Genomic DNA, 22,156 nt, shown 5'->3' with positions numbered 1-22,156 from the left:
ATTTATAATACACTTTCTTTTAATTTTCATTTTTTATGTTATAATCAACTTAAAAAGTAACAAAAGGAGTCACAAATGTTAAATAGTCGTTCAACTTTAATTTTACAAAACCTAATATTACATAAAAAAGAGAAGAGTTTAAAAGAGCTTTCTGAAGAACTTGGAGTAAGTGAAAGAACTGTTCGTTATGAGCTAGAAAAAATTTCTGAACTTTTAAGTGAAAACTCTCTTGATAACATTGAGATTTCAAAGGGTATTGTTAAAATATCTAACTTCAAATCTTTAGAGGAGTTTTTAAAAGATAACTATGATAAAACTACTTTCTCCTCTGAAGAGAGAGAACTATATATTCTTATGCTAATTCTTTTTAAAAGAGTTATTAACCAAGTGCAACTTTCTGAAGAACTAGATATTAGTAGAAGTACTATTAAACTACATCTAAAAGAGCTTAAAGAGACTCTTGATAAATACCATCTATCTTTAGAAATTTGTCATAAAAAAGGTCTTGAACTAGTTGGAAAAGAGGAGGATATTAGACAATGTCTTTTAAAGTTTCTAACAACTATTAAAAATAGAAAAAATATATTTTTCAAAAATATCTTAAAAGAGTATTTGTCTGTTAATGAAGAGGGAATTAAGCTATTTTTAAATTACTGTCAAAAAATTATGGATAGAATAATCTCTGATGAAGCTTACCAGATTATTAAAAACTATCTTAAAATAACTATTCTTATGGTTAGAGCTGGGCATCATATAGATAAAATTAAAAATGAAAACTTCTTAGAAAATACAAAAGAGTATGAAGCAGTTAAAAAAGGTAGCACACTTTTAGAAGCTCATTATGATATAGAACTTTCTAAAGTAGAGTATCTTAAAATCACAGACTACTTTTTAGGAAGTCATACATATAACCTAAATTATTCATATTACGAGAACTGGGTAGAGATGGAGATTCTTGTGAAAAAACTAATAACTGAATTCAATAAAAGAGTAGATGTAGATATCTCTCAAGATGAAACTCTAATAGATGGATTACTAAATCACATAAAGCCTACTATATATAGAATTCAAAATGGCATTGAGCTTGAAAACTCAATCTACCAAGAGGTATTAGAAAGTTATCCACAACTTTTTGATATTACTTCTGAAGTTTTAGAAGGACTTGAAAAATTTATAGAGAAAAAATTTACAAAAGATGAGATAGCTTTTATAACAATACATTTTAAAGCTGCTATTGATAGAAATAGAGTTAAAAGTAAAAATAAAAAGAAAGTTCTTCTTGTATGTGGTTTAGGTTATGGAACTTCTAAACTTCTTGCTCAGCAGATAAAAGAGTTTTACTCATTAGATATTGTAGATATTATTCCAAGTCATCTTTTGACAAAATCTTTAGAAAAAAACTCCATAGATTATATAATTACAACTTTAGATTTAGAAAATAGTGATATAACTCAACCTATAATTAAAGTTAATCCTCTACTTTCTAATGAAGATATGGAGATTTTAGAGAGTTTTAACGTTCCTAGACGTAGTAAGAAGGTACTTTTTTCTCAAGTTTTAGAAGTGATTGAAAAAAATACCACAATTACTGACAAAGATAATCTTCTATCACAACTAAAAGAGTTACTTGATTCAACTTTGGTGGACGATATTTCTCCAAAAAAACTTACAATTTTTGACTTGCTAGATAGAACCTATATAAAAGAAGGGGTTTTAGCTAATACTTGGCAGGAAGCTGTTCAACTAGCAGGTGAAATTTTAGAAAAAAATGGATGTGTAACTAAAAAATATACTGAAAATATGATTGAAATTATTGAGAAATATGGAGGATATATTATATTAGCTCCCAATATGGCCTTCCCTCATGCAAGAAATGAAAATGATGTTTTTAGAACAGCCTTCTCTTTAGTAACTTTAAAGGAACCTGTACTTTTTCCAAATGACAAATTAGTGCAAACTGTAGTGGCTTTTGCATCAAAAGATAACAAAGAACACCTAGATCCATTTGTTCAGCTTGTGGAAATTGCCAATGAAAAAAGATTTAACATAAATAATTTTGTAAAAAAATTTTGAATAAAATAGAGAGTTTATTTTTATTTTCTCTTGAAATATAATTAAAGCATAAAGATAACTGGAGGATATTGAGATGATAAAAGAGCTGTTAGAAAGTAACATTCAAATCCTACCTCAAGTTGACAGTTGGGAGGAAGCTATAAAGATTGCTTCTCGCCCTCTTCTAGAAAAAGGATATATTGAACCTAGATATATTGACACTATGATATCTAAAGTTAATGAACTTGGATTTTACATTGTCCTTTCTGAAGATGTGGCAATGCCCCACTCTCGCCCAGAGGATGGTGTTTTAAAAATGGGAATGTCTTTACTTAAATTAGATACTCCTGCAAAGTTTGGGAATAACAATATTCAAATTGTTATAACTTTAGCAGCAAAGGATAATGAGTCCCATATAGATGCTTTAACAAATTTAGTTGAGCTTTTGAATGATGATGAAAAAATTGAAAAAATTAAATTGGCAAAAACAAATCAAGAGATTTTAGAGATAATATAGGAGGTTTTTTTATGAAAATATTAGCAGTTTGTGGATCAGGTTTAGGAAGTAGTTTTATGTTAGAGATGAATATCAAAAAGGTTTTAACTCAACTTGGTGTTGATGCAGAAGTAGATCATACAGATTTAGCTTCAGCAACAGAGGGATCAGCTGATATCTTTATTATGTCATCAGATTTAGCTAATAGTACATCACTTAAAAATGTAGTTTCACTTAATAGTATTATCAACCTTGCAGAACTTAAAGAAAAACTTGAGGAAGTTTTAAAAGCTAAAGGGGTTTTATAAAAGAAAAAGGGAGTGGGTAGAGATGTTAAATGTTATTTTAGACATTTTAAAAGTTCCAGCTATCTTAGTTGGTTTAATCTCATTAATCGGTTTACTATTACAGAAAAAAAGTGCTTCAGACACGATTAAGGGAACTATTAAAACTATATTAGGATTTATTATTATTGGTGGTGGAGCTGGTATTTTAGTTGGAGCTTTAGTTCCATTTGGTGAGCTGTTTGAAGTTGGTTTCAACGTTCAAGGAATTGTACCTAACAACGAGGCTATAGTAGGGATGGCTTTAAAAGAGTATGGTACTGCAACAGCACTTATTATGGCTTTTGGTATGTTAGCAAATATCTTAATTGCTAAGTTTACACCTTTAAAATATATCTTCTTAACTGGGCACCATACTTTCTATATGGCTTGTATGATTGCTGTTATTCTTGCAGTTGGTGGATTAACTGGAACTACTCTAATTGGAGTTGGAGCTTTAGTTCTTGGATTTATCATGGCGTTCTTCCCAGCTATTGCACAACCTACTATGAGAAAAATCATAGGTTCTGACGATGTTGCCTTTGGACACTTTGGTACAGTTGGATATGTTTTATCAGCTTGGGTTGGATCTCTTGTTGGAAAAAACTCTAAATCAACTGAAGAGATGGCTCTTCCTAAGAACTTAAGTTTCTTAAGAGACAGTTCAATTTCAATCTCTTTAACTATGAGTATTCTATACATTATAGTTGCTGTTGCTGCTGGGCCTGAGTATGTTGAACAAAACTTAAGTGGTGGACAAAACTACATTGTATTTGCCGTTGTTCAAGCTATCACTTTTGCTGCTGGAGTATACATTATCCTTCAAGGTGTTAGATTACTTCTTGCAGAGATTGTTCCTGCATTCACTGGTATCTCTCAAAAGTTAGTACCTAATGCTAAACCAGCTCTAGATTGTCCAATTGTTTTCCCATATGCACCAAATGCTGTTTTAATCGGATTCTTAAGCAGTTTTGTTGGAGGTATTGTTGGACTTTTAATTCTAGGACAACTTAAAATGATTCTAATTTTACCTGGTGTTGTACCTCACTTCTTCTGTGGAGCTACTGCTGGAGTTTTCGGAAACGCAACTGGTGGTAGAAAAGGAGCAACTATTGGAGCTTTTATTCATGGTCTTTTAATAACATTCCTACCTGTAGCACTACTTCCAATTTTAGGAAGTTTAGGATTTGCTAATACGACTTTCTCTGATGCAGACTTTGGAGTTGTAGGAATTATTTTAGGATATATTGTAGGTTATTTCTAAAATTTATAGAACTATATTATGGATACCTTATAGGTATCCATAAATTTTTACAAGATATTTCATTGGGAGGTTTTTATGAGCGATATTATTCAAATGGAAAAGTTTGCTAAAGATATTCGAAAAGAGACATTAAAAATGCTTTTAAATAGAGGTTTTGGACATATTGGTGGAGCTATGTCCATTGTAGAAACTCTTGCGGTACTATATTCAAATATGAAGATTAATCCCCAAGATCCTAAAAATTTAGATAGAGATTTTCTAGTTTTATCTAAAGGCCATGCAGGTCCTAGTCTTTACTCTACTCTTGCATTAAAAGGTTTTTTCCCATTAGAAACTCTAATGACACTAAATGACAATGGAACAACTTTACCTAGTCACCCTGATAGAAATTTAACTCCAGGAATTGATATGACAACTGGTTCTTTAGGACAGGGTATCTCTGCTGCTGTTGGAATAGCTTTAGGCCTTTTAAGAGATGGTAGCGAAAGACATGTTTACTGTATTGTTGGAGATGGTGAACTAAACGAGGGGCAGTGTTGGGAGGCTATCCAGTTTGCTGCTCACTTTAAACTAACTAACTTCACTCTTTTTGTGGATAACAATAAAAAGCAACTAGATGGAACAACTGAGGAAATCTGTGAAACTTTTAGTATCTTAGAAAAACTTAGAAGCTTTGGATTTCACTCTATGCAAGTTAAAGGTGACTCTGTTGGAGAGATTGAAACAGCTTTAAAAGGTGATAACTTTGGAAAACCTAAAGCCATTATTTTAGATACTATTAAAGGTCAAGGTGTTAAATACTTTGAAGATTTAAAAGCGAATCACCACGTTAGATTCAACGATGAGATGAAGGGAGTTCTTCTTTGGGAGATTCAAAACTTTGAAAATGGTGATGAGGAGGCTGAAAATGAGTAATCTTATATTAGAAACTACAGAGATGAGAAAAGCATATAGTGAAACATTAAAAGAACTTATTAAAGAGGATAAAAATGTCTATGTTTTAGAAGCTGACCTTTCTGAAGCTATCACTACAACATCTATTGGTGTGGATTATCCTAATAACTTTGTTAATTGTGGAATTATGGAAGCTAATATGGTTGGAGTTGCAAGTGGATTATCTCTTCTTGGAAAGATCCCTTTTATTCATACATTTAGCCCATTTGCCACTAGAAGATGTTATGATCAAATATTTTTATCTGGAGCTTACGCTAAAACAAATATAAAAATATTAGGTTCAGACACAGGGATTACATCACAACACAATGGTGGAACTCATACATCTTTTGAAGATATAGCTCTTATGAGAGAGATTCCTGGAGCTACAGTTATTACAGCAACTGATTCTACTATGTTAAAATACCTAATTCGTGAGATAAAAGATATCTATGGAATCCACTATATAACAACAATTAGAAAAAATGCTTATAAAATATATGATGAAAATGAAAAGTTTGAAATTGGAAAAGGAAAAGTTCTAAAAGATGGTAAAGACTTTACGATAATATCTAATGGAATAATGGTTGCAGAAGCTTTAAAAGCTGCTGAAGAGCTTGAAAAACAAGGAATCAGTGCCGCTGTTATTGATATGTTTACTGTAAAACCTATAGATAAAGACCTAATTATTGAATATGCTAAAAAAACAGGAAAGATTATAACAGCTGAAAATCATAATGTCACTGGTGGTCTTGGAAGTGCTGTTGCTGATGTCCTTGTGGAAAACTACCCAGTACCTATGAGAAAAGTTGGTGTTGAAGATAGATTTGGACAAGTTGGAACTCAAGACTTCCTACAGAAAGAGTATGGTTTAACAGCTGAAAAAATTATAGAAAAAGCAAGTGAACTTGCTTTGGGAGGAAAGCTATGAAAATTTTTATTGATACTGCTAATGTAAATGAGATTAGAGAGGCTGCAAAGATGGGGTGTATCTCTGGAGTTACTACAAATCCATCTCTAATTGCTAAAGAGGGAAGAGATTTTAAAGAGGTTGTAACTGAGATTTGTGAAATTGTAGATGGACCTATCAGTGCTGAGGTTATCTCTTTAAAAGCTGATGAGATGATTGCTGAGGCTTTAGAACTTGCAAAAATTCATAGTAATATAGTTATAAAACTTCCTATTACAAAGGATGGATTAGAGGCTTGTAGACACCTTGTAAATAGAGGAATTAAAACAAATGTAACTCTGATTTTTACAGCTAATCAAGCTCTTTTAGCTGCAAGAGCTGGAGCTACTTACGTTAGTCCTTTCCTTGGAAGACTTGATGATACTGGAGTAAATGGTATTGAACTAATAAAAGAGATTGCTGAGATTTTTAAAATTCACAATATCAGTAGTGAAATTATAGCTGCTAGTATCAGAAATACTTACCACTCTAAAGAGGCTGCTAAAGCTGGAGCCCACATTGGTACAATTCCATACCCTGTGCTTTGTAAAATGCTAGAGCATCCACTTACAGATGCTGGAATAGCTAAGTTTTTAGCTGATTGGAATAGATAAAGATTAAAAAAGCTAAGAGATATTTTTCTCTTAGCTTTTCATTTAATACACTTTATTTAAAATTTGCTATTTTATGTGTTATTCCTACTCCCACTGCTGATGTTTTTATATCATCTGAACTAACTGAATATTTTAAAGCTGCTCTTGTAGAATCAGTTGGTGCATACATAACTCCTAATGCTACACCTTGAGAATTTTGAAAATGACCTACTCCTGCTCCTAATAATAAATCTCCTGTTTCAGCATGCCCAAAATCTATTGCTGCCATTGCTGCCATTAGGGATAATCCTTTATTTACTTTCTTTTCAACTTTATCCAATCTACCACTTAAATCATTTATTCTTTTTCCATTTTGAGCTATTCCTTGAGTATTTTCTTCAATTGCTTTTTTATTTTCTTTTATCGCTTGTGTATTTTCACCTATCTTTTGTGTGTTTTCACCTATCTTTTGCGTATTTTTCTCCACTGTTGTTGCATCAGCTTTCTTTTTCAATTGAGAAACTGTAACCCCATCACTTTCTGCAACTCCCTCTCCCATGTTAGTTACTCTTCTTTTTGTATCATCACTTCCCACAGACACTGTATTATCTTCTGAAGCAACAGATCCTTTTCCTAATGCAACAGAATTATTCCCTGTTGCACTACTTGAAGCTCCTAAAGCTGTTGAATTTTCTCCTGTTGCTTTACTATCTGTTCCCATAGCTGAAGAGTTTGAACCACTTGATTCACTTTGCATTCCTATCGATGTAGAGCTTTCTCCTGTTGCCACACTACTTGTTCCTAAAGCTGTTGAATTTGAACCACTCGATTCACTAAAAGCACCTACTGCTACAGACGATACTCCAGTTGACTGACTTCCTGTTCCAAATGCTGATGAATTATCTCCACTTGCATTAACAAAAGATCCTACTCCAACCGTGTTTGATCCACTTGCTGTAGTTTCTGAACCAATGGCTGTAGAGTACTCTCCACTTGCACTGGATCCCTCTCCAACTGCTGTGGAATAACTCCCACTAGCAGTTGCTCCATCTCCTCCCACAAAATTGTTGCAATAAACTGTTACTGATATCCCCAAAAGTAGCAATGTTAACCATAATCTTTTCATCTTTTCACTCTCCTCATATCATTCTATTGTATGAGCATTATTCAATATAACTATTGCCATCCCTTTATTTTGATTAAAAATAAAAAAGACAGTTTTTAAGAAAACTGTCCCTTTCATCTTTTTACTTTTATTTTACAATATAACTCTTTAGTGCCTCAATAGTTTTAAATAACTCTCTTGTATCTAACTTTTCATTTACAGTGTGAACGCCTTCCATTCCCACTCCAATGATTATTGAGTTATATCCCTTTTCTGCAAATATGTTACTATCTGATCCTCCACCTATAACTTGAAGCTCAGTAGCTATTCCCATATTCTCATACACTTTTGCAAACTCCTTTGCAAATACAAGATCATCTGTTGGTTTTAAAGTTGGGAAAACACATACCTTTTCAAATACAAACTCTCCACCTAACTTTTCAACACTGTTTTCACAAGCCTTTTCATAAGAGTTTAACGTTTCAAATATAGACTCTAAAGAGTGACCTCTAACCTCTCCTGTAACAACACAAAGGTCAGCTACAACATTACTTGGAAACTCTGAATGAATTGTCCCTAAGTTAGAAGTTGTAAGAGTGTCTATTCTTCCTATGTTCATATTAGAAATAGCTACTCCAGCAAGAGTTATAGCATTTATTCCCTTTTCAGGTTCAATTCCAGCATGAGCTTTTCTACCTTTAAAAGTGATTTTAAAATCATACTTACTTGGAGCTGTGTGAGCTATTAGTCCAGCTCTACCAGAGTTATCTATAACAATCATATTCTTTGCTGGAACCATATGAGCTGGAACTAAATTCCAATCTATATTCTTTGCTCCTAGCATTCCATTCTCTTCACATGGAGTTAAAAGAACAAATATATCTTCGTGTTTTGCTTCACTCTCTATTAGGTTTTCTAAAACCTCTAATATAGCTGCGATACCAGCTTTATCATCTCCACCTAAAGTTGTAGTTTCATCAGTTTTTATAAAATCTCCATCTACTATTGGATTTATATTTGCACATGGCTCTACTACATCCATATGAGCTACTAATGTAACTCCCTCTCCAGAAATATTTCCCTTTAATTTAGCAAAAATTGTAGGGGCATTTCCACCATACTTTTTAAAACCTAAATCTAAATATACTTCAAGTCCTAATCTTTCTAATTGCTTTACTAGGTACTCACTATACTCCTTCTCATTTAACGATGGAGAGTATATTTTTACCATATCTATAAAACTATTTATAACTCTCTCTTTTTTCATTATCCAACCTTCTTTTCCATAAGTTTTTTAGCAAATAATATACTTGAGAAAACCGATACTAATGTAATTAAAAACGCTGGTTTTCCTGGAATAAAGTTAACTAACTTTGTCATAGCAAATGACACTGCTAAAGCAAAAACTGCAACTTTTGGTGACTTTATTGCAAACTGTGCAAAAACTCCTCCAAAAAGACCAGGTATAACTAGAGTTAATAGTGCCATAAAACTTGGTGGTAATTGACTTAATAATGCTTGCCCAGCTAAAACTGATAGTATTAAGAATACAATACCAATCCATATAGAAACTCCTATTCCAATAGTTCCCATTATAGAACCCTCTTCAGTTCCTGCAGGACACTCAGAAGCTTCTTGAGCAGAGATAGCAGCAGGTATTCTCATATTTACAAGATTTCCTGATAAGAATCCCATATATAATCCAGCTCTACCAACTATTGGATAGTAACTAATTGGCTCACTAAAGTAGAAAGCTCCAGAAACAGAAGCTTGTGATATAGCTCCAGCAACTATAGCTGCCAATCCTGGATTAAATCCAAAGTAAAAAGTCATAATTAATGCTGGTAAAAGAGAAGCGAAAAATCCTAAAACCATCGTGCTTCTTCCTATTTTTGTAACATCATCTATATATCTATTATAAATTCCCATATTTTATCCTCCCAATTTATGCTGCTAAAAGTCCTATAGCTGCTCCACCAAACATAGCAAAAGTAAGTGCCCACTCTTTTAGCCAAGCCATCTTCTCTCCTATCTTTAGGCAAACTACCATAATTATCATTCCAGATATAGCGGCAACAGTTACATCAGGATTTGTATTAAACTTCATTAAGTTTCCAATGTTAAAGAATGCGAAAGATCCTAACATAGCTCCAAGTCCAACTGCTGGTAAAAGAGCTTTTCTTCCATTTGTTAATAATCCATTAACTTTATCCATTTTATGTGCAAATAGGAAAACGAAAACAATCCATCCCATTGATCCTAACGCCATAGTCCAAAGTGCATTTGTAAATACAACTGGTAACATATTTGTTGAAAGCTCAGATCCCATAGCTTGAGCTCCAAAGTTTGCTGCCATTGCCTCAAAGTTTGAACTTCCTATTAAACTTAGTCTCAATGTTGAAACTGGTGATCCCATTGTAACTAAAAGTGCTAATAAACTTCCAACTACTCCTAATGCTGGTCCAACACTGGCCATTGCACTAACTTTAATTCCCTTAGTTATTTTATCGTTAGATATCCCTAACTCTTTAGCTGTTGATATTGATTTTTTAATGATTAACCCCGATTGAAGTAAAACAATAATAATACCAAAAATAGCTGTTCCCCATATAATTGGGTGTGATGCATAAATCATATGCCCGTTCATAAATCCCTCCTAAAATGTCTTAAATAAGTCTCTAATTCTTGAAACACTTGATTATAGTAGCATTTCGATTAAAAAATGTCAATATTATAAACAAAAAAATCTTTTTATGATTACTTTTTTCAATTTGAACATGATTTTCACCATTTTTTTCACAATACTAAAAGGACAATATCACCCATTGATGATATTGTCCTTTTTAATTATTTTTTTATCACTTTTCTATTTTTAGAATCTATTACAATAATTTCATAATCATCCTGAATAAATGCTTTATCTCCATTTTTTTCAATAACTACTTCAATAGAATCATCTTTTGTTTCTACTTTTACTGTTATTTTTGCACAATTTCCTTTTTTATAACTTTGAGTTAATCCATCATCCTCAAAAGATGTAAATTCTGATTTGCCTGTTACTTCACTTGCATATATAACAAAAGCTCTCTTATCTTCATCTTTTGTTTCAAAAGTATAACTATCAGTAGAGTTTATTGGTATAATTGCTCCCTCTTTTATAAATAGTGGGAAAGTACCTAAATTAGCTTCTACCTCGATAGTTTGTCCACCTTTATAAAGCTGATTAGTATTATAGTCATACCATGAGTTTCCTTCTGGTAAATACACCCTCCTTACTTTTTCTCCCTCTGTAACTACTGTTGCTACTAACATATCGTCACCTAATAAGAACTCATCATTTTCATTAAATGTATTTCTATCATTTTCATAGTTATAGAAAGTTGGTTTCATTATTGGAGTTCCATCTGTATGGGCTCTATATAGTAAATTATAGATATAAGGTGTTATCCTTCTTCTAAAATCCATAGCCTTTTTTATTTCAGGTAAAACTTCTGGATACATCCATGGTACATTTACCGATTTATCATCGTTCCATGAGTGAATTGTAAATCTTGGATAGAAAATTCCGTTTTGTACCCATCTTACAAATAATTCTGGTGTTGGTGCAGGGCCTGAAAATCCTCCAACATCATGACCTAAGTTATACACTCCAGAAAGAGCTAAACTTATCGCCATATAGTTATTATATCTCAATGTTTTCCACTCTGTTCTATTGTCCCCAGACCATGTCTGCACATACTTTTGCATACCTGGACATCCTGCTCTTGAGATTAAGTACGGTCTTATATTTCCATCAAACTCTTTTTGAGCTTCAAAAGATGATTTCATCATAAGTAAAGTTTGAATAGGTCTTATCAACTCTATATCTAACTCTTCTCCAAACCCATTACATCTTGCTTTTGAATCCCAAATTTCATACTCGTTATTATCATTCCAAGTTGAATCAATTCCTAATTCTAAAAGCTTTTCTTTTACATTATCTTTCCACCATTTAACAGCTTCTTTATTTGTAAAATCTATGTAAGCTCCATTATCATCCCAGAATTGAACTAACTCAGGTTCATTACTATTTCTTTCTTTTACAAACAATCCCATCTCTTTCATCTCATTAAATTTTGGATGATCATGTAAAAATGCTGGTTTTATATTAGCACATAGTCTAACTCCATTTGCGTGATAATTATTTGTAAACTCTTTTACATTTGGAAACTTCTCATTATTCCAGTTAAATACATATCTCTTATCTCCAATAGAAGTATATCCTGAAGATAATTGAAATGAATCACATGGAATTACATTTTCTTTACAATCATCTAGAAAATTATTTAAAAGCTTTTGTGATTCTGGTAAATCTGTATAAGTCATAGTTGATCCTGAATACCCTATACTCCATTTTGGTGAAAATATAGTTTTTCCAGTTAACCATGAAAATCTTTCTGTTACATCTTTTACTTGTGGTCCAGCTATAACATAATAATCTAAATCTCCATCTTTGGCTTCAAAATATCTATATAATCCGTGGTAGTTATCCAACTCTGTTCCCATTTCAAAAGTTACTGTTGAGAAATTATCATAGAATAATCCAAAAGAATATTTAGTTTCTGGATTTCTAGTTATATAAAATGGTATATGCTTATATAGTGGATCACTATATTCTGCATCGTATCCCATTGGATCTAAGTTTTTCATTCTCATTCTTCTAAAATGCTTATTTACTTTTCCACTTTTTTCTCCAAATCCAAAGTATTGTTCTTTTAAATCTCTCTCTAAATAATGGTATATATTTTCATCCCAGTATCCAAAATTATAAGCTTGAGTTTTTCTATCTTGAGCTATCTTTATCCACTCATTTTCTGATTTTCCAAACCAAGTCATCTTCATACCATTAAGATCTACAATAACTTTTAAAAGTTCAGTTGAAATTGTTACTATTCCTTGAGTTTCTTCAATTTCAAATTTTGGTAATTGGAATGCTGAATGATCAAATCTGTCTCTTCCTTCTATTGGAAAATCTTCCATTCCAGGTGTTACAGTCCAAGTTTTTCCAAGTTTTAATTTACCCTCTTTTAAAAATGTTACTTTAAAGATATCTTTTTCTAAAATCGAAAGCTTTACTTCTAAGTTTAGCTCTTTTGAAGCAAATGTTACTATATTTTCTCTATTGTCTATTTTTTCAAATAGATAGTTCAATTTTATTCCCATAATATACTTATGAGGGTAAATTTAATTTACCCTCACCCTCCTTATTTATACAATCTTTTTATAATAATTTAAATAGTTTTGGTAATCCTAAACTTATCCATGGAATATACGTTATCATTAAAAGAGTTATTATTAAACCTATAAAGAATGGTATTAATTCTTTTATAACCTCTTCAATTTTAACCTTGGCTATTCCACACCCTATAAATAATACACTTCCCACTGGTGGAGTACATATTCCAATACATAAATTTGATACTAACATTATACCAAAATGTACTGGGTGTAATCCTAATTTTGTTGCAATTGGTAAAAATATCGGTGTAAATATCAATATTGCTGGTGTTAAATCCATAAATGTTCCAGTTATTAATAAAATAACATTCATTAACAGCAATATTATGATTTTATTATCTGATAATCCTAAAATTGCATTTGTTATGAATTGAGGTATCGTTGAAAATGCCATCGCCCAAGACATGATACTTGACGCACCTATTAAAAACATTATTATTCCAGTCATTTTTATAGTATCTTTAAATATCGTTTGCATATGCTCAAATGTTAGACTTTTATAAACTACGACAGATAAAAATAGTGTATAAACTACAGATATTGCAGATGCTTCTGTTGCTGTAAATATTCCAGCAATTATTCCACCAATTACTATAACTATTAGTAATAAACTCGGAATTGCATCTAAAATAATTTTTGTAGCTTCCCCAAATGAAACTTTCCCTTCAACTGGATAGTTATTCTTTTTAGCTATAAAATATGCTATTATCATTACACTAAGACCCATAAGTATTCCAGGTATATATCCTGCTACGAATAGAGCTCCTATTGACGTTCCTCCACTTACTAGTGAGAAAACGATTAGAGATCCACTTGGTGGAATAAGTAATCCTGTTGGAGATGATGCTATATTTACTGCTGCTGAGAATTTAGGATCATATCCCTCTTTCTTCTGTAAAGGATCCAATGTTCCTCCAATAGCTGCTGCCGCCGCTACTGCTGATCCAGAAATTGATCCAAATAGCATATTTCCTAAAACATTAACTTGAGCAAGGGATCCAGGTAATCTTCCACCTAATAGCTTAGCAAAGTTAACTAATTTTATTGCAATTCCACCTGTATTCATTATACTTCCTGACAGAATAAAGAATGGTATCGCCAACAGCGTAAAACTATCCATTCCAGTTATCATCTTTTGAGCAGATGCTATAACTGCTACATCAAAAGGTAAATTAATAAGTATTGTTAAAAAAGAAGCTAATCCAATTCCTATAGATATTGGTGTTCCTATGGCTAATAGAATGAAAAAACTTATAAATAAAACGCTTATCGTTAAAGCCATTATTTATTCCCCTCCTTTAAAATACCTTTTAATTCAACTATATCTATCAACATATATAGAAGATTTATTATTCCTGAAATAGGAAGTATAGAGTATACAATTCCCATTGGAATTTGTAAAGATGGTGATAGTTGCCCCATTGTATTTAGTGATAGTTGTCCTCCACCAATTACTTGAACTAGTAATATAAAAATTAAAACAATTGCTGAAATAAGCATTTGCAATCTTATTGTCTTCTCTTTTGTTAACTTATTAAATAATAAATCTATTGATAAATGTGCTTTTACTCCAAAAGAATATGTTGCTCCTAATAATCCTATCCATATTAAACTAAATCTTGAAAACTCATCTGTAAATGTACTTGGATTATTTAATACATATCTTGATATAACCTGCCAAGTAACTGCTAAAACTAACAGTGTTAAAACTAGCGAGGAAAATAAAATGATTATTTTATTTATTTTATTTCTTATGCTTTCCATTATTAGCCCCCTTTATTTTGTATCTTTGATTGAATTGATTAATCTAGCCATCGTTTCATTTTTCATCAACTCATCATACATAGGTTTAACTTTCTCTTGAAATGGTTTTTTATCTGGATATACAAATTTTACATTCATCTCTTTAGCCTGCTCTATTTGTATTTTTTCCATTTCATCCCATAAAGCTACTTGATACTCAAAAGCTTCTTCTGCCGAATCTTTAAAAACTTTCTTTTGATCATCATTTAACTTTCTCCAAGTGGAATTACTAATAAAGAAAACATCCGGTACAATTGTATGCTCATCATATGAATAAAATTTTGATACCTCTCCATGTCTATCTGTTGTTATAGCTGAAATATTATTTTCAGCACCATCTACGACTCTTTGCTGTAATGCCGTATATAACTCTCCATAAGATAATGGTGTTGCTGTTCCACCTAAATACTCAACCATTTTTATAGCTGTATTACTTGGCTGAACTCTTATTTTTAATCCTTTTAAATCATCTGGTGATTCGATTGGTTTTGACCCATAAAAGTTTCTAGTTCCTGCCGTAAAATACCCTAATCCTACGAATCCACTTTTTTCAGTCATCTCTAAAAACTCATCCCCAACAGGACTTTTTAATGCTTTTAAAAAGTGCTCATAACTATTAAATAAGTACGGCATTGAAAATATTGCATACTCTTTTACGAATCCTTCTATTGGAGAAGCACTAGCTTTTGTCATATCAATTGCTCCAGCTTGCATTAATTCAATTAATTCTCTTTCTTGCCCTAATTGACCATTAGGAAATATTTGAATTTTTACTTCTCCATTTGTTTTTGTTTCCACTAATTCAATAAACTTTAGCATTCCTTTGTGAACTGGATGTGTTTCACTTAATCCATGAGCTAACTTTAAATTTAAATCCCCACTATTATCCTTTTTATTACAACCTATCATTGTAAAAAGTGTGACAATTAAAAAAATTATTTTTTTCATATCTTTTTGCTCCCCATAAATTTTAATTTTTTATTTTGCTTCTAAATATTTATGTAAAGTATTTCTAACTGCATCCTCCCCAGATAACATTTCTACAAAATAATTTTCTATTAATTCTGAAAGACCAACTTCTTCTAAGTTAACTCCAAAGATTCTATCATTTGTAAGCACAGTTTTAAGTTGCCCTTTGTAGCTCTCAGGTTTTCCAAACTCTATACCTGCTAACTCTCCCTTAAGCATCTCTAACATTGGGTCATTACTAATTGATCTCTCTAATCCCTTATCATCCACTCCTAAAAGGTATCTAAACCACCCTGCTAAAACTAGTGGAATGTATTTTAATGATTTAACGTCTAAATTCTCATCAGCCATATACGACTTAATAGTCTCTCCAAATCTGATAGCTATCTTTTGAGATGTATCTGTAGCTATTCTTTCTGGTTGATCTGGGATATATGGATTTAAGAATCTCTCATCTATAACCTCATCTATAAAGGCCTTTGGATCGATTATCTTTGGACTTTCAACAACTTTTAAAGCCTCGTTATAACCAACCTCTTTTATTAATCTATTTAAATCCTCATCGCTTGCAGCATCATAAATTGATTTCTTATTTAAGATACATCCAAATATTGCAAGTGTTGTATGTAGTGGATTTAAACATGTAGTTACTTTCATTTTTTCTGTTTTTTCAACAGTTTCTCTATCTGTTAAAAATACCCCAGCTGCCTCTAAGTTTGGTCTTCCATTAGGGAATTTATCCTCAACTATAAAGTACTCTGGTATTTCAGCGTTAACAAAAGGAGCCACAAAGCTGTTTCTATTTGTGATAACTGGTGCCATATCCTCAAATCCTAACTTCTCTAAAGAGATTTTTACCTCTTCAGCTGGTCTAGGAGTGATTTTATCAATCATAGTCACAGGGTAAGATACTTTAGACTCATCTTTTAAATATGTTAAGAACTCATCTTCAACATATCCATTAGTGTTCCAAGCAGTAGCTATCTCTAAAACAGCTGCCTTTATTTTATCCCCGTTTCCAGAACAGTTATCCATACTTACTAAACTTATTGGTGTTCCATTAGTTTTAAATCTTGAGTAAAGTAGTTTTGTAATTAAAGCCATTACATGCTTTGGAGAAGTAAATCCGTTTTTGAAATCCTCTAATATAACTCCAAAGTAGTTTCCAGAAGGATCCTTTAAGTTATATCCTTTTTCAGTTATTGTAAAACTGATCATCTGAAGTGAATCTTTTTTTACAATCTCCTCTAAAGTATTGAAGTTCTCATCAGTAGCTTTTATCGACTCAACGATACTACCAATAATCTCATTTTGGAAATCTCCATTTTTATTTAACGTCGTTAAGATAGTTAAGTTATCAAATGGTGTGTAAGCTTTATCAATGATCTCAGTATCAAAGCTCTCTGCTACAATAATCCCTGTATTCTCTAGATTTTTTTCAATTAAAACTTGTTGTACTTTCCCCATGTATGCTCTAAAGATATTTCCAGCACCAAAGTGTAACCACTTTGGAGTTTTTAAAGTTTCCTCTTTTACCGTTTCAATATCATATTTTGGTACTATTACCCCTAATGAACCATCTATGTTTTTTATATCCTTTAAGTTTAATTTCATCTCAAATCTCCTTTTGTTAATAACTGTTACTTTAACTTAGAAAGAGTCTCCCAAATTCCTGTTATATAACTTGCTCCTAAAGCTCTATCATATAATCCGTATCCTGGTTTTCCTGTTTCTCCCCAAATCATTCTTCCGTGATCTGGTCTTAAATATCCATCAAAGTTATTCTTATGAAGTGCTGCCATAATCTTAACTATATCTAATGATCCACACCCTGAGTAGTGAGCTGACTCTTCAAAGCTTACTCCATCCTCAAGAAGTTTTACGTTTCTTACGTGCATAAAGTGGATTCTTCCCATTGCACTGTACTTATCTACTAATTTCTCCATATTGTTGAAGTTAGCACATCCTAATGATCCTGTACAAAGAGTTAATCCATTGTACTTGCTATCAACTAGACTTAAGAATCTATCAACATTTTCTTCACATGTTATGATTCTTGGAAGTCCAAAGATTGGCCAAGGTGGATCGTCCGGGTGAATAGCCATTTTTACATCAGCCTCTTCAGCTACTGGAATAATCTCTTTTAAGAAATACTCTAAATTAGCCCAAAGTCCCTCTTGTCCTATACTTTTATATCCTGCAAATAGCTCTGCTAATTGCTCTTTTGTGTAACTTGAATCCCATCCTGGTAGTGATAGGTTACTGTTTAATGGATCTAATGCATCAACTTGGTCCTTGTAGTAAACAAGTGCTGTTGAACCATCCTCTAACTCTTTATCTAACTGTGATCTAGTCCAGTCAAATACAGGCATGAAATTATAGCATATAACTTTAACTCCTGCAGCTCCTAAGTTTTTTATGTTCTGCTTGTAGTTTGCTATATACTCATCTCTTTTTCCAATACCTAATTTTATATCTTCGTGTACTGGTACACTCTCTATAACATCAAATTTTAGTCCAGCTTTTTCAACTGTCTCCTTTAAAGCTAATATTTTATCCATTGGCCAAACTTCTCCAACTGGAACATCATATATAGCTGTTACAATACTATCCATTGTTGGAATCTGCTTTATATATTCCAGTTTTACTGGATCAGATTCTCCATACCATCTAAATGATAATTTCACTTTCTCCTCCTTAAATATCTATATTAATTAAATTTCTAACTTAAAGTAGTTCTTTGCATTGATGAAGCAAATCTCTTCAATCATCGCTTTTAAAATCTCCTCATCATATGGAACCTCTCCATCTTCTACCCAAGTTCCAACTAGATTACAAAGTATTCTTCTGAAGTACTCGTGTCTTGTGTAAGATAGGAAACTTCTAGAGTCTGTAAGCATTCCTACAAATCTTCTTAAAAGTCCCAGTTGAGATAGAGCTGTCATTTGACGAATCATTCCATCCTTTTGGTCGTTAAACCACCATCCAGATCCAAACTGAATCTTTCCTGGAGTATCACTATTTTGGAAGTTACCAATCATTGTTCCAAGAACTTCATTGTCCTTTGGATTTAAACAGTAAAGAATTGTTTTTGGAAGCTCTCCATCTTTATCTAAACTGTTTAATAACTTTGATAAAACCTCTCCGTAGTTATTATCTGCTATTGAATCAAAACCAACATCTGCACCTAGTTTTTTAAACATTCTTTCGTTATTATTTCTAAGAGCACCCATATGTAGTTGCATTCCTAAATCATTTTTGTAGTAGATTTTTCCAAGAGCTAAGAAGATCTCAGTTTTATAAGTATCCGCTTCCTCTTTTGTTAAAGTCTCCCCTGCTAATCTCTTAGCGAAGATTGCCTCTATTTTGTTCTCAGTATCTCTTCTATAAAAAGGTGCCTCTAAACTGTGGTCAGTTACAACACAACCATTTTCTACGAAGAACTGTACTCTACCTTCTAAAACATCTACTAGTTTTTTGAAAGTGTCTATCTTTTCATTTGAAACAGTTTCTAATTTCTCTAACCAGATTAAGTAATCATCTTTTTCTAAGTAGATAGCTTTATCAGGTCTGAAAGTTGGTAAAACTTTTACTTTAAAGTTCTCATCTTTTAAAATCTCTTGGTGGAACTCTAATGTATCAGCAGGATCATCTGTTGTACAAAGTGCTTTTACATTTGATCTTTCAATAAGTCTTTTAGCTGTAAACTCACTTGTTTTTAAAAGCTCATTAGCTCTGTTCCAGATGCTCTCAGCAGTCTTTCTATTTAATACCTCTTCTATTCCAAAGAATCTCTTAAGCTCTAAGTGAGACCAGTGGAAAAGTGGGTTTCCATAAGCGTATTCCATAGTTTCTGCAAAAGCTAAGAACTTCTCATAGTCAGTTGCATCTCCTGTAATATACTTTTCATCTACACCATTTGATCTCATAGCTCTCCACTTATAGTGGTCTCCATAAAGCCAAATCTGTGTTATATTTTCATAGCTTTTATTCTCAGCTATCTCCTTTGGATTAAGGTGACAGTGATAATCGAATATTGGCATTTTCTCTGCGTATTCATATAGTTTTTTACTTACATCATTTTTTAATAAAAAATCTGAATCCATAAATTTTCTCATAGAAACTCCTTCAAATCTTTTTGTATTAGTTGTATGCAAGTATGATAACCAATCTTTTACAATTTGTCAACAAATTTTTTTGTTCTATTTTTAGAGTCTACTGTTCTATTTTAAACAAAAAGCACTTAAAATATAGTGTTTTGAACTATACTTCAAGTGCTTTTTAATTCTTATTTATATATTAAACTACTCTTAAAATTTATAAGTTAATCTTCCCATAGTTTTATCTTTTCCTAATGAATCTCTTTTATATGAAATTCCTATTTCAACTTTATTACTTAACTCTAAATTTGTAAATATTTCAGCTGATGCAACTCCTCCTCTATTATCTTCAACAGGTGTTGCATATTCCTTTTCAACATCCAATACTGTAAACTTATCACTCCATTTATCCACGTCCATAAGTTCGTTTCTATATTCTAAGTTTAATCCAAAACTTGTCTTAACTCCATTTTTTATAGTTATATCCTTTAATGCTATCGCATTTATAAATACTTCATTTGAAAAATTATTGCTCTTAGATACTGTTGCATCATTAAAATCATTACCATTTTTCTCTTTAATTTTTTCATGTCCAAAATATTGAGTATCCAATCCTCCTAAAAATTTCAAATCCACTTTATCCATACTTACATCTTTTGATAATTTATTTCTTAGGCCAAAACTGTATGAATCAAAATCTGCAGTTTTTCCAAGTCCCTCTTTATCATTTCTTTTTAATTTATTATTACTGTAAATCCCATTAATTCCAAGATCATATGTTAATTTGTCTTGAAATTTATATTTTTGAGAATATCCAGCTACAAATGAGTTGACATCATTTTTACTTCCATTTATATACTTTATTTTAGAATATTCATATCCTATAAAAATATTATCATTATTTTTTATAACATCATTTTGAGATAACACTAAAATAGTATCTTCAGAAGTATACTCTATAGTTCTATATACGTCTTCATTATTTTTCTTTTCCTTTTTATGGAACACTCCTAATTTATAGTTATTATGTTGTAAAATTCCCTCTACTTTATTTTCATCATCTGTTCCATAAGCTCCATTTAAATATGAATGTGTTGCAAATAACTTCTCTTGATCTTTTAATAAATCATGACCTCTTCTAACTATTTGAGCATTTACATTGGCATATTCTTTGGCTGCTATATCAAACCTTCTCATCATTACATCCCCAGTTGTGCTTGATCCTTCATAAAGAGCATACAAATTATCATCATCCATAGCTGTTGAAGTATACCCGTAAGAATCTCCTTCCCAAAGCTTAATACTCTTTCCTGTATTTGTAGTTAAATATATATCATTTCTATCCCACGGTTTATTTCCTTGAAGGGCATATCCAACTAAATATACATCTTCACTTAAAGACAAAGTACTTGTTTCAGCCTTAGCTATATTATCCGGAAGAAAATTCTCTTCTACTTTTTCCCAAGTTTTTCCATTATCAGATGTAGAATAAACTATTCTTGCCTTTTCTCCCTCTGTAGTTGTTGTATCCTTACTTTCATTTTTGGCTGCTAAATATATTTTACCTTTGTGATGAAAAACACTACTTTCACTTGTTAATAAAGATGTGACATTGGATAATAACTCTGATGATTCCCAAGTTTTTCCATTATCTTTACTATATATAAATCCTGAAGTAGCTTTTGGTGCTTCACCACCCTTATTATTCCAAGCTTGATAAGGCACATATAAAGTTCCATTGTAATACATTCCATTTCCAGGTCCTTGTAAAGCATACTCAAACCCTTTTGGTAAAATTTCTTTTATACTACTTCCACTATCCCATGACTTCCCACCATCATTAGAACTATAAACAATCCAATCAAACTCCCCACCTGCTGTATTTATTGCTTTATCGTTTTGATATCCAAATAAAAATGTAGTTCCTGTATCTTTATTACTAACTATACAAGCATCTGTTATATAATTTTTTCCATTAATCGTTGTAGGACTTGTTAGTATTTCACCCTCTCCCCATGTCGCTCCTCCATCATTAGATACTTTTACCATTAATTCAACTTTTCTAGGCATATCTGTATTTCCTGAAGTTCCTGCATATCTTATATCAGTTACTGCAATAACTGTACCTTGTGCTGTTGTTGTAATAGCAGGTATTCTAAAACCATTGCTGCTTGTTACTGTTTTGTTTTTAAAAAGTACTAAAGCTGAATTGTATCCATCTGATAAAGTTGTTGTTGATAATAGTAGTGAGCAAAAAATTGCTGCTGTTGAAATTTTTTTCATAAAAACAAT

Annotated in this window: 19 protein-coding genes; 7 read left to right on the top strand and 12 right to left on the bottom strand. The window is 31.8% G+C overall.

Annotation, left to right across the window (positions count from 1 at the left end):
- Nucleotides 1-75 precede the first annotated feature (75 nt).
- The 7 genes from MKD34_RS01055 to fsa all read left to right on the top strand — a co-directional run bounded on the left by MKD34_RS01055 (nt 76) and on the right by fsa (nt 6,631).
- Nucleotides 76-2,073, top strand: a complete 1,998-nt coding sequence (locus tag MKD34_RS01055) for a BglG family transcription antiterminator (RefSeq protein ID WP_240219308.1) — start codon at nt 76-78, stop codon at nt 2,071-2,073.
- 73 nt (nt 2,074-2,146) lie between these two features.
- Nucleotides 2,147-2,569, top strand: a complete 423-nt coding sequence (locus MKD34_RS01050; RefSeq protein WP_240219307.1) for a PTS sugar transporter subunit IIA — start codon at nt 2,147-2,149, stop codon at nt 2,567-2,569.
- Nucleotides 2,570-2,580: 11 nt separating this feature from the next.
- On the top strand, nt 2,581-2,856 hold the full coding sequence (locus tag MKD34_RS01045) for a PTS sugar transporter subunit IIB (protein ID WP_240219306.1): 276 nt from the start codon (nt 2,581-2,583) through the stop codon (nt 2,854-2,856).
- A 22-nt stretch (nt 2,857-2,878) separates the two neighbouring features.
- Nucleotides 2,879-4,135 carry a PTS ascorbate transporter subunit IIC gene (locus MKD34_RS01040; protein ID WP_240219305.1) on the top strand — a complete coding sequence of 419 codons (1,257 nt, stop codon included), beginning with the start codon at nt 2,879-2,881 and terminating at the stop codon, nt 4,133-4,135.
- Between the two features lie 75 nt (nt 4,136-4,210).
- Nucleotides 4,211-5,050: a transketolase gene (locus MKD34_RS01035; protein ID WP_240219304.1), complete on the top strand. Its 840-nt coding sequence runs from the start codon at nt 4,211-4,213 to the stop codon at nt 5,048-5,050.
- Nucleotides 5,043-5,999, top strand: coding sequence for a transketolase family protein (locus MKD34_RS01030; RefSeq protein ID WP_240219303.1), 957 nt, complete (start codon nt 5,043-5,045; stop codon nt 5,997-5,999). Before MKD34_RS01035 ends, MKD34_RS01030 begins: the two co-directional genes overlap by 8 nt.
- Nucleotides 5,996-6,631 (top strand): fructose-6-phosphate aldolase, encoded by a 636-nt coding sequence (gene fsa / locus MKD34_RS01025; RefSeq protein ID WP_240219302.1) that lies wholly within the window; start codon nt 5,996-5,998, stop codon nt 6,629-6,631. Before MKD34_RS01030 ends, fsa begins: the two co-directional genes overlap by 4 nt.
- 52 nt (nt 6,632-6,683) lie before the next feature.
- Here fsa and MKD34_RS01020 read toward each other — a convergent pair whose 3' ends face one another.
- From MKD34_RS01020 to MKD34_RS00965, 12 genes are all read right to left on the bottom strand, one after another.
- Nucleotides 6,684-7,736, bottom strand: a complete 1,053-nt coding sequence (locus MKD34_RS01020; protein ID WP_240219301.1) for a YadA-like family protein — start codon at nt 7,734-7,736, stop codon at nt 6,684-6,686.
- A gap of 127 nt (nt 7,737-7,863) precedes the next feature.
- Nucleotides 7,864-8,982 (bottom strand): M20/M25/M40 family metallo-hydrolase, encoded by a 1,119-nt coding sequence (locus MKD34_RS01015; protein ID WP_240219300.1) that lies wholly within the window; start codon nt 8,980-8,982, stop codon nt 7,864-7,866.
- Nucleotides 8,982-9,644 carry a hypothetical protein gene (locus MKD34_RS01010; RefSeq protein ID WP_240219299.1) on the bottom strand — a complete coding sequence of 221 codons (663 nt, stop codon included), beginning with the start codon at nt 9,642-9,644 and terminating at the stop codon, nt 8,982-8,984. The genes MKD34_RS01015 and MKD34_RS01010 overlap by 1 nt, the downstream gene beginning before the upstream one ends.
- Nucleotides 9,645-9,660: 16 nt before the next feature.
- Nucleotides 9,661-10,362, bottom strand: coding sequence for a DUF5058 family protein (locus MKD34_RS01005; RefSeq protein WP_240219298.1), 702 nt, complete (start codon nt 10,360-10,362; stop codon nt 9,661-9,663).
- A 200-nt stretch (nt 10,363-10,562) separates the two neighbouring features.
- Nucleotides 10,563-12,917 carry a glycoside hydrolase family 31 protein gene (locus MKD34_RS01000; RefSeq protein ID WP_240219297.1) on the bottom strand — a complete coding sequence of 785 codons (2,355 nt, stop codon included), beginning with the start codon at nt 12,915-12,917 and terminating at the stop codon, nt 10,563-10,565.
- Nucleotides 12,918-12,975: 58 nt separating this feature from the next.
- Nucleotides 12,976-14,274: a TRAP transporter large permease gene (locus tag MKD34_RS00995; protein ID WP_240219296.1), complete on the bottom strand. Its 1,299-nt coding sequence runs from the start codon at nt 14,272-14,274 to the stop codon at nt 12,976-12,978.
- Nucleotides 14,274-14,756 carry a TRAP transporter small permease gene (locus tag MKD34_RS00990; RefSeq protein ID WP_240219295.1) on the bottom strand — a complete coding sequence of 161 codons (483 nt, stop codon included), beginning with the start codon at nt 14,754-14,756 and terminating at the stop codon, nt 14,274-14,276. Before MKD34_RS00990 ends, MKD34_RS00995 begins: the two co-directional genes overlap by 1 nt.
- A gap of 12 nt (nt 14,757-14,768) precedes the next feature.
- Nucleotides 14,769-15,743, bottom strand: coding sequence for a TRAP transporter substrate-binding protein (locus MKD34_RS00985; protein WP_240219294.1), 975 nt, complete (start codon nt 15,741-15,743; stop codon nt 14,769-14,771).
- A gap of 30 nt (nt 15,744-15,773) precedes the next feature.
- Nucleotides 15,774-17,378 carry a mannitol dehydrogenase family protein gene (locus tag MKD34_RS00980; RefSeq protein ID WP_240219293.1) on the bottom strand — a complete coding sequence of 535 codons (1,605 nt, stop codon included), beginning with the start codon at nt 17,376-17,378 and terminating at the stop codon, nt 15,774-15,776.
- A 26-nt stretch (nt 17,379-17,404) separates the two neighbouring features.
- Nucleotides 17,405-18,451, bottom strand: coding sequence for a mannonate dehydratase (gene uxuA, locus MKD34_RS00975; protein ID WP_240219292.1), 1,047 nt, complete (start codon nt 18,449-18,451; stop codon nt 17,405-17,407).
- A 27-nt stretch (nt 18,452-18,478) separates the two neighbouring features.
- The gene (gene uxaC / locus MKD34_RS00970) at nt 18,479-19,882 is read right to left on the bottom strand and encodes a glucuronate isomerase (RefSeq protein ID WP_240219291.1); all 1,404 of its coding nucleotides are present in this window, start codon (nt 19,880-19,882) and stop codon (nt 18,479-18,481) included.
- A gap of 192 nt (nt 19,883-20,074) precedes the next feature.
- Entirely contained in the window at nt 20,075-22,147 is a 2,073-nt protein-coding gene (locus MKD34_RS00965; RefSeq protein WP_240219290.1) for an exo-alpha-sialidase, read from the bottom strand.
- Nucleotides 22,148-22,156 lie beyond the last annotated feature (9 nt).

Source organism: Cetobacterium somerae (assembly GCF_022430525.1).
Classification (GTDB): Bacteria; Fusobacteriota; Fusobacteriia; order Fusobacteriales; family Fusobacteriaceae; genus Cetobacterium_A.
Note: the sequence above shows the minus strand (reverse complement) of the source record. Positions and strands in the feature narration are given on the sequence as shown.

Bases quoted from the DNA above. Each gene is read 5' to 3' on its own strand.
- MKD34_RS01020 (WP_240219301.1), bottom strand. From the start codon at position 7,736: ATGAAAAGATTATGGTTAACATTGCTACTTTTGGGGATATCAGTAACA.
- MKD34_RS01055 (WP_240219308.1), top strand. From the start codon at position 76: ATGTTAAATAGTCGTTCAACTTTAATTTTACAAAACCTAATATTACAT.
- MKD34_RS01030 (WP_240219303.1), top strand. From the start codon at position 5,043: ATGAGTAATCTTATATTAGAAACTACAGAGATGAGAAAAGCATATAGT.
- MKD34_RS00965 (WP_240219290.1), bottom strand. From the start codon at position 22,147: ATGAAAAAAATTTCAACAGCAGCAATTTTTTGCTCACTACTATTATCA.
- MKD34_RS00985 (WP_240219294.1), bottom strand. From the start codon at position 15,743: ATGAAAAAAATAATTTTTTTAATTGTCACACTTTTTACAATGATAGGT.
- MKD34_RS01045 (WP_240219306.1), top strand. From the start codon at position 2,581: ATGAAAATATTAGCAGTTTGTGGATCAGGTTTAGGAAGTAGTTTTATG.
- MKD34_RS01005 (WP_240219298.1), bottom strand. From the start codon at position 10,362: ATGAACGGGCATATGATTTATGCATCACACCCAATTATATGGGGAACA.
- MKD34_RS01050 (WP_240219307.1), top strand. From the start codon at position 2,147: ATGATAAAAGAGCTGTTAGAAAGTAACATTCAAATCCTACCTCAAGTT.
- fsa (WP_240219302.1), top strand. From the start codon at position 5,996: ATGAAAATTTTTATTGATACTGCTAATGTAAATGAGATTAGAGAGGCT.
- MKD34_RS00995 (WP_240219296.1), bottom strand. From the start codon at position 14,274: ATGGCTTTAACGATAAGCGTTTTATTTATAAGTTTTTTCATTCTATTA.
- MKD34_RS01040 (WP_240219305.1), top strand. From the start codon at position 2,879: ATGTTAAATGTTATTTTAGACATTTTAAAAGTTCCAGCTATCTTAGTT.
- MKD34_RS00980 (WP_240219293.1), bottom strand. From the start codon at position 17,378: ATGAAATTAAACTTAAAGGATATAAAAAACATAGATGGTTCATTAGGG.
- MKD34_RS01015 (WP_240219300.1), bottom strand. From the start codon at position 8,982: ATGAAAAAAGAGAGAGTTATAAATAGTTTTATAGATATGGTAAAAATA.
- MKD34_RS00990 (WP_240219295.1), bottom strand. From the start codon at position 14,756: ATGGAAAGCATAAGAAATAAAATAAATAAAATAATCATTTTATTTTCC.
- MKD34_RS01010 (WP_240219299.1), bottom strand. From the start codon at position 9,644: ATGGGAATTTATAATAGATATATAGATGATGTTACAAAAATAGGAAGA.
- MKD34_RS01035 (WP_240219304.1), top strand. From the start codon at position 4,211: ATGAGCGATATTATTCAAATGGAAAAGTTTGCTAAAGATATTCGAAAA.
- MKD34_RS01000 (WP_240219297.1), bottom strand. From the start codon at position 12,917: ATGGGAATAAAATTGAACTATCTATTTGAAAAAATAGACAATAGAGAA.
- uxaC (WP_240219291.1), bottom strand. From the start codon at position 19,882: ATGAGAAAATTTATGGATTCAGATTTTTTATTAAAAAATGATGTAAGT.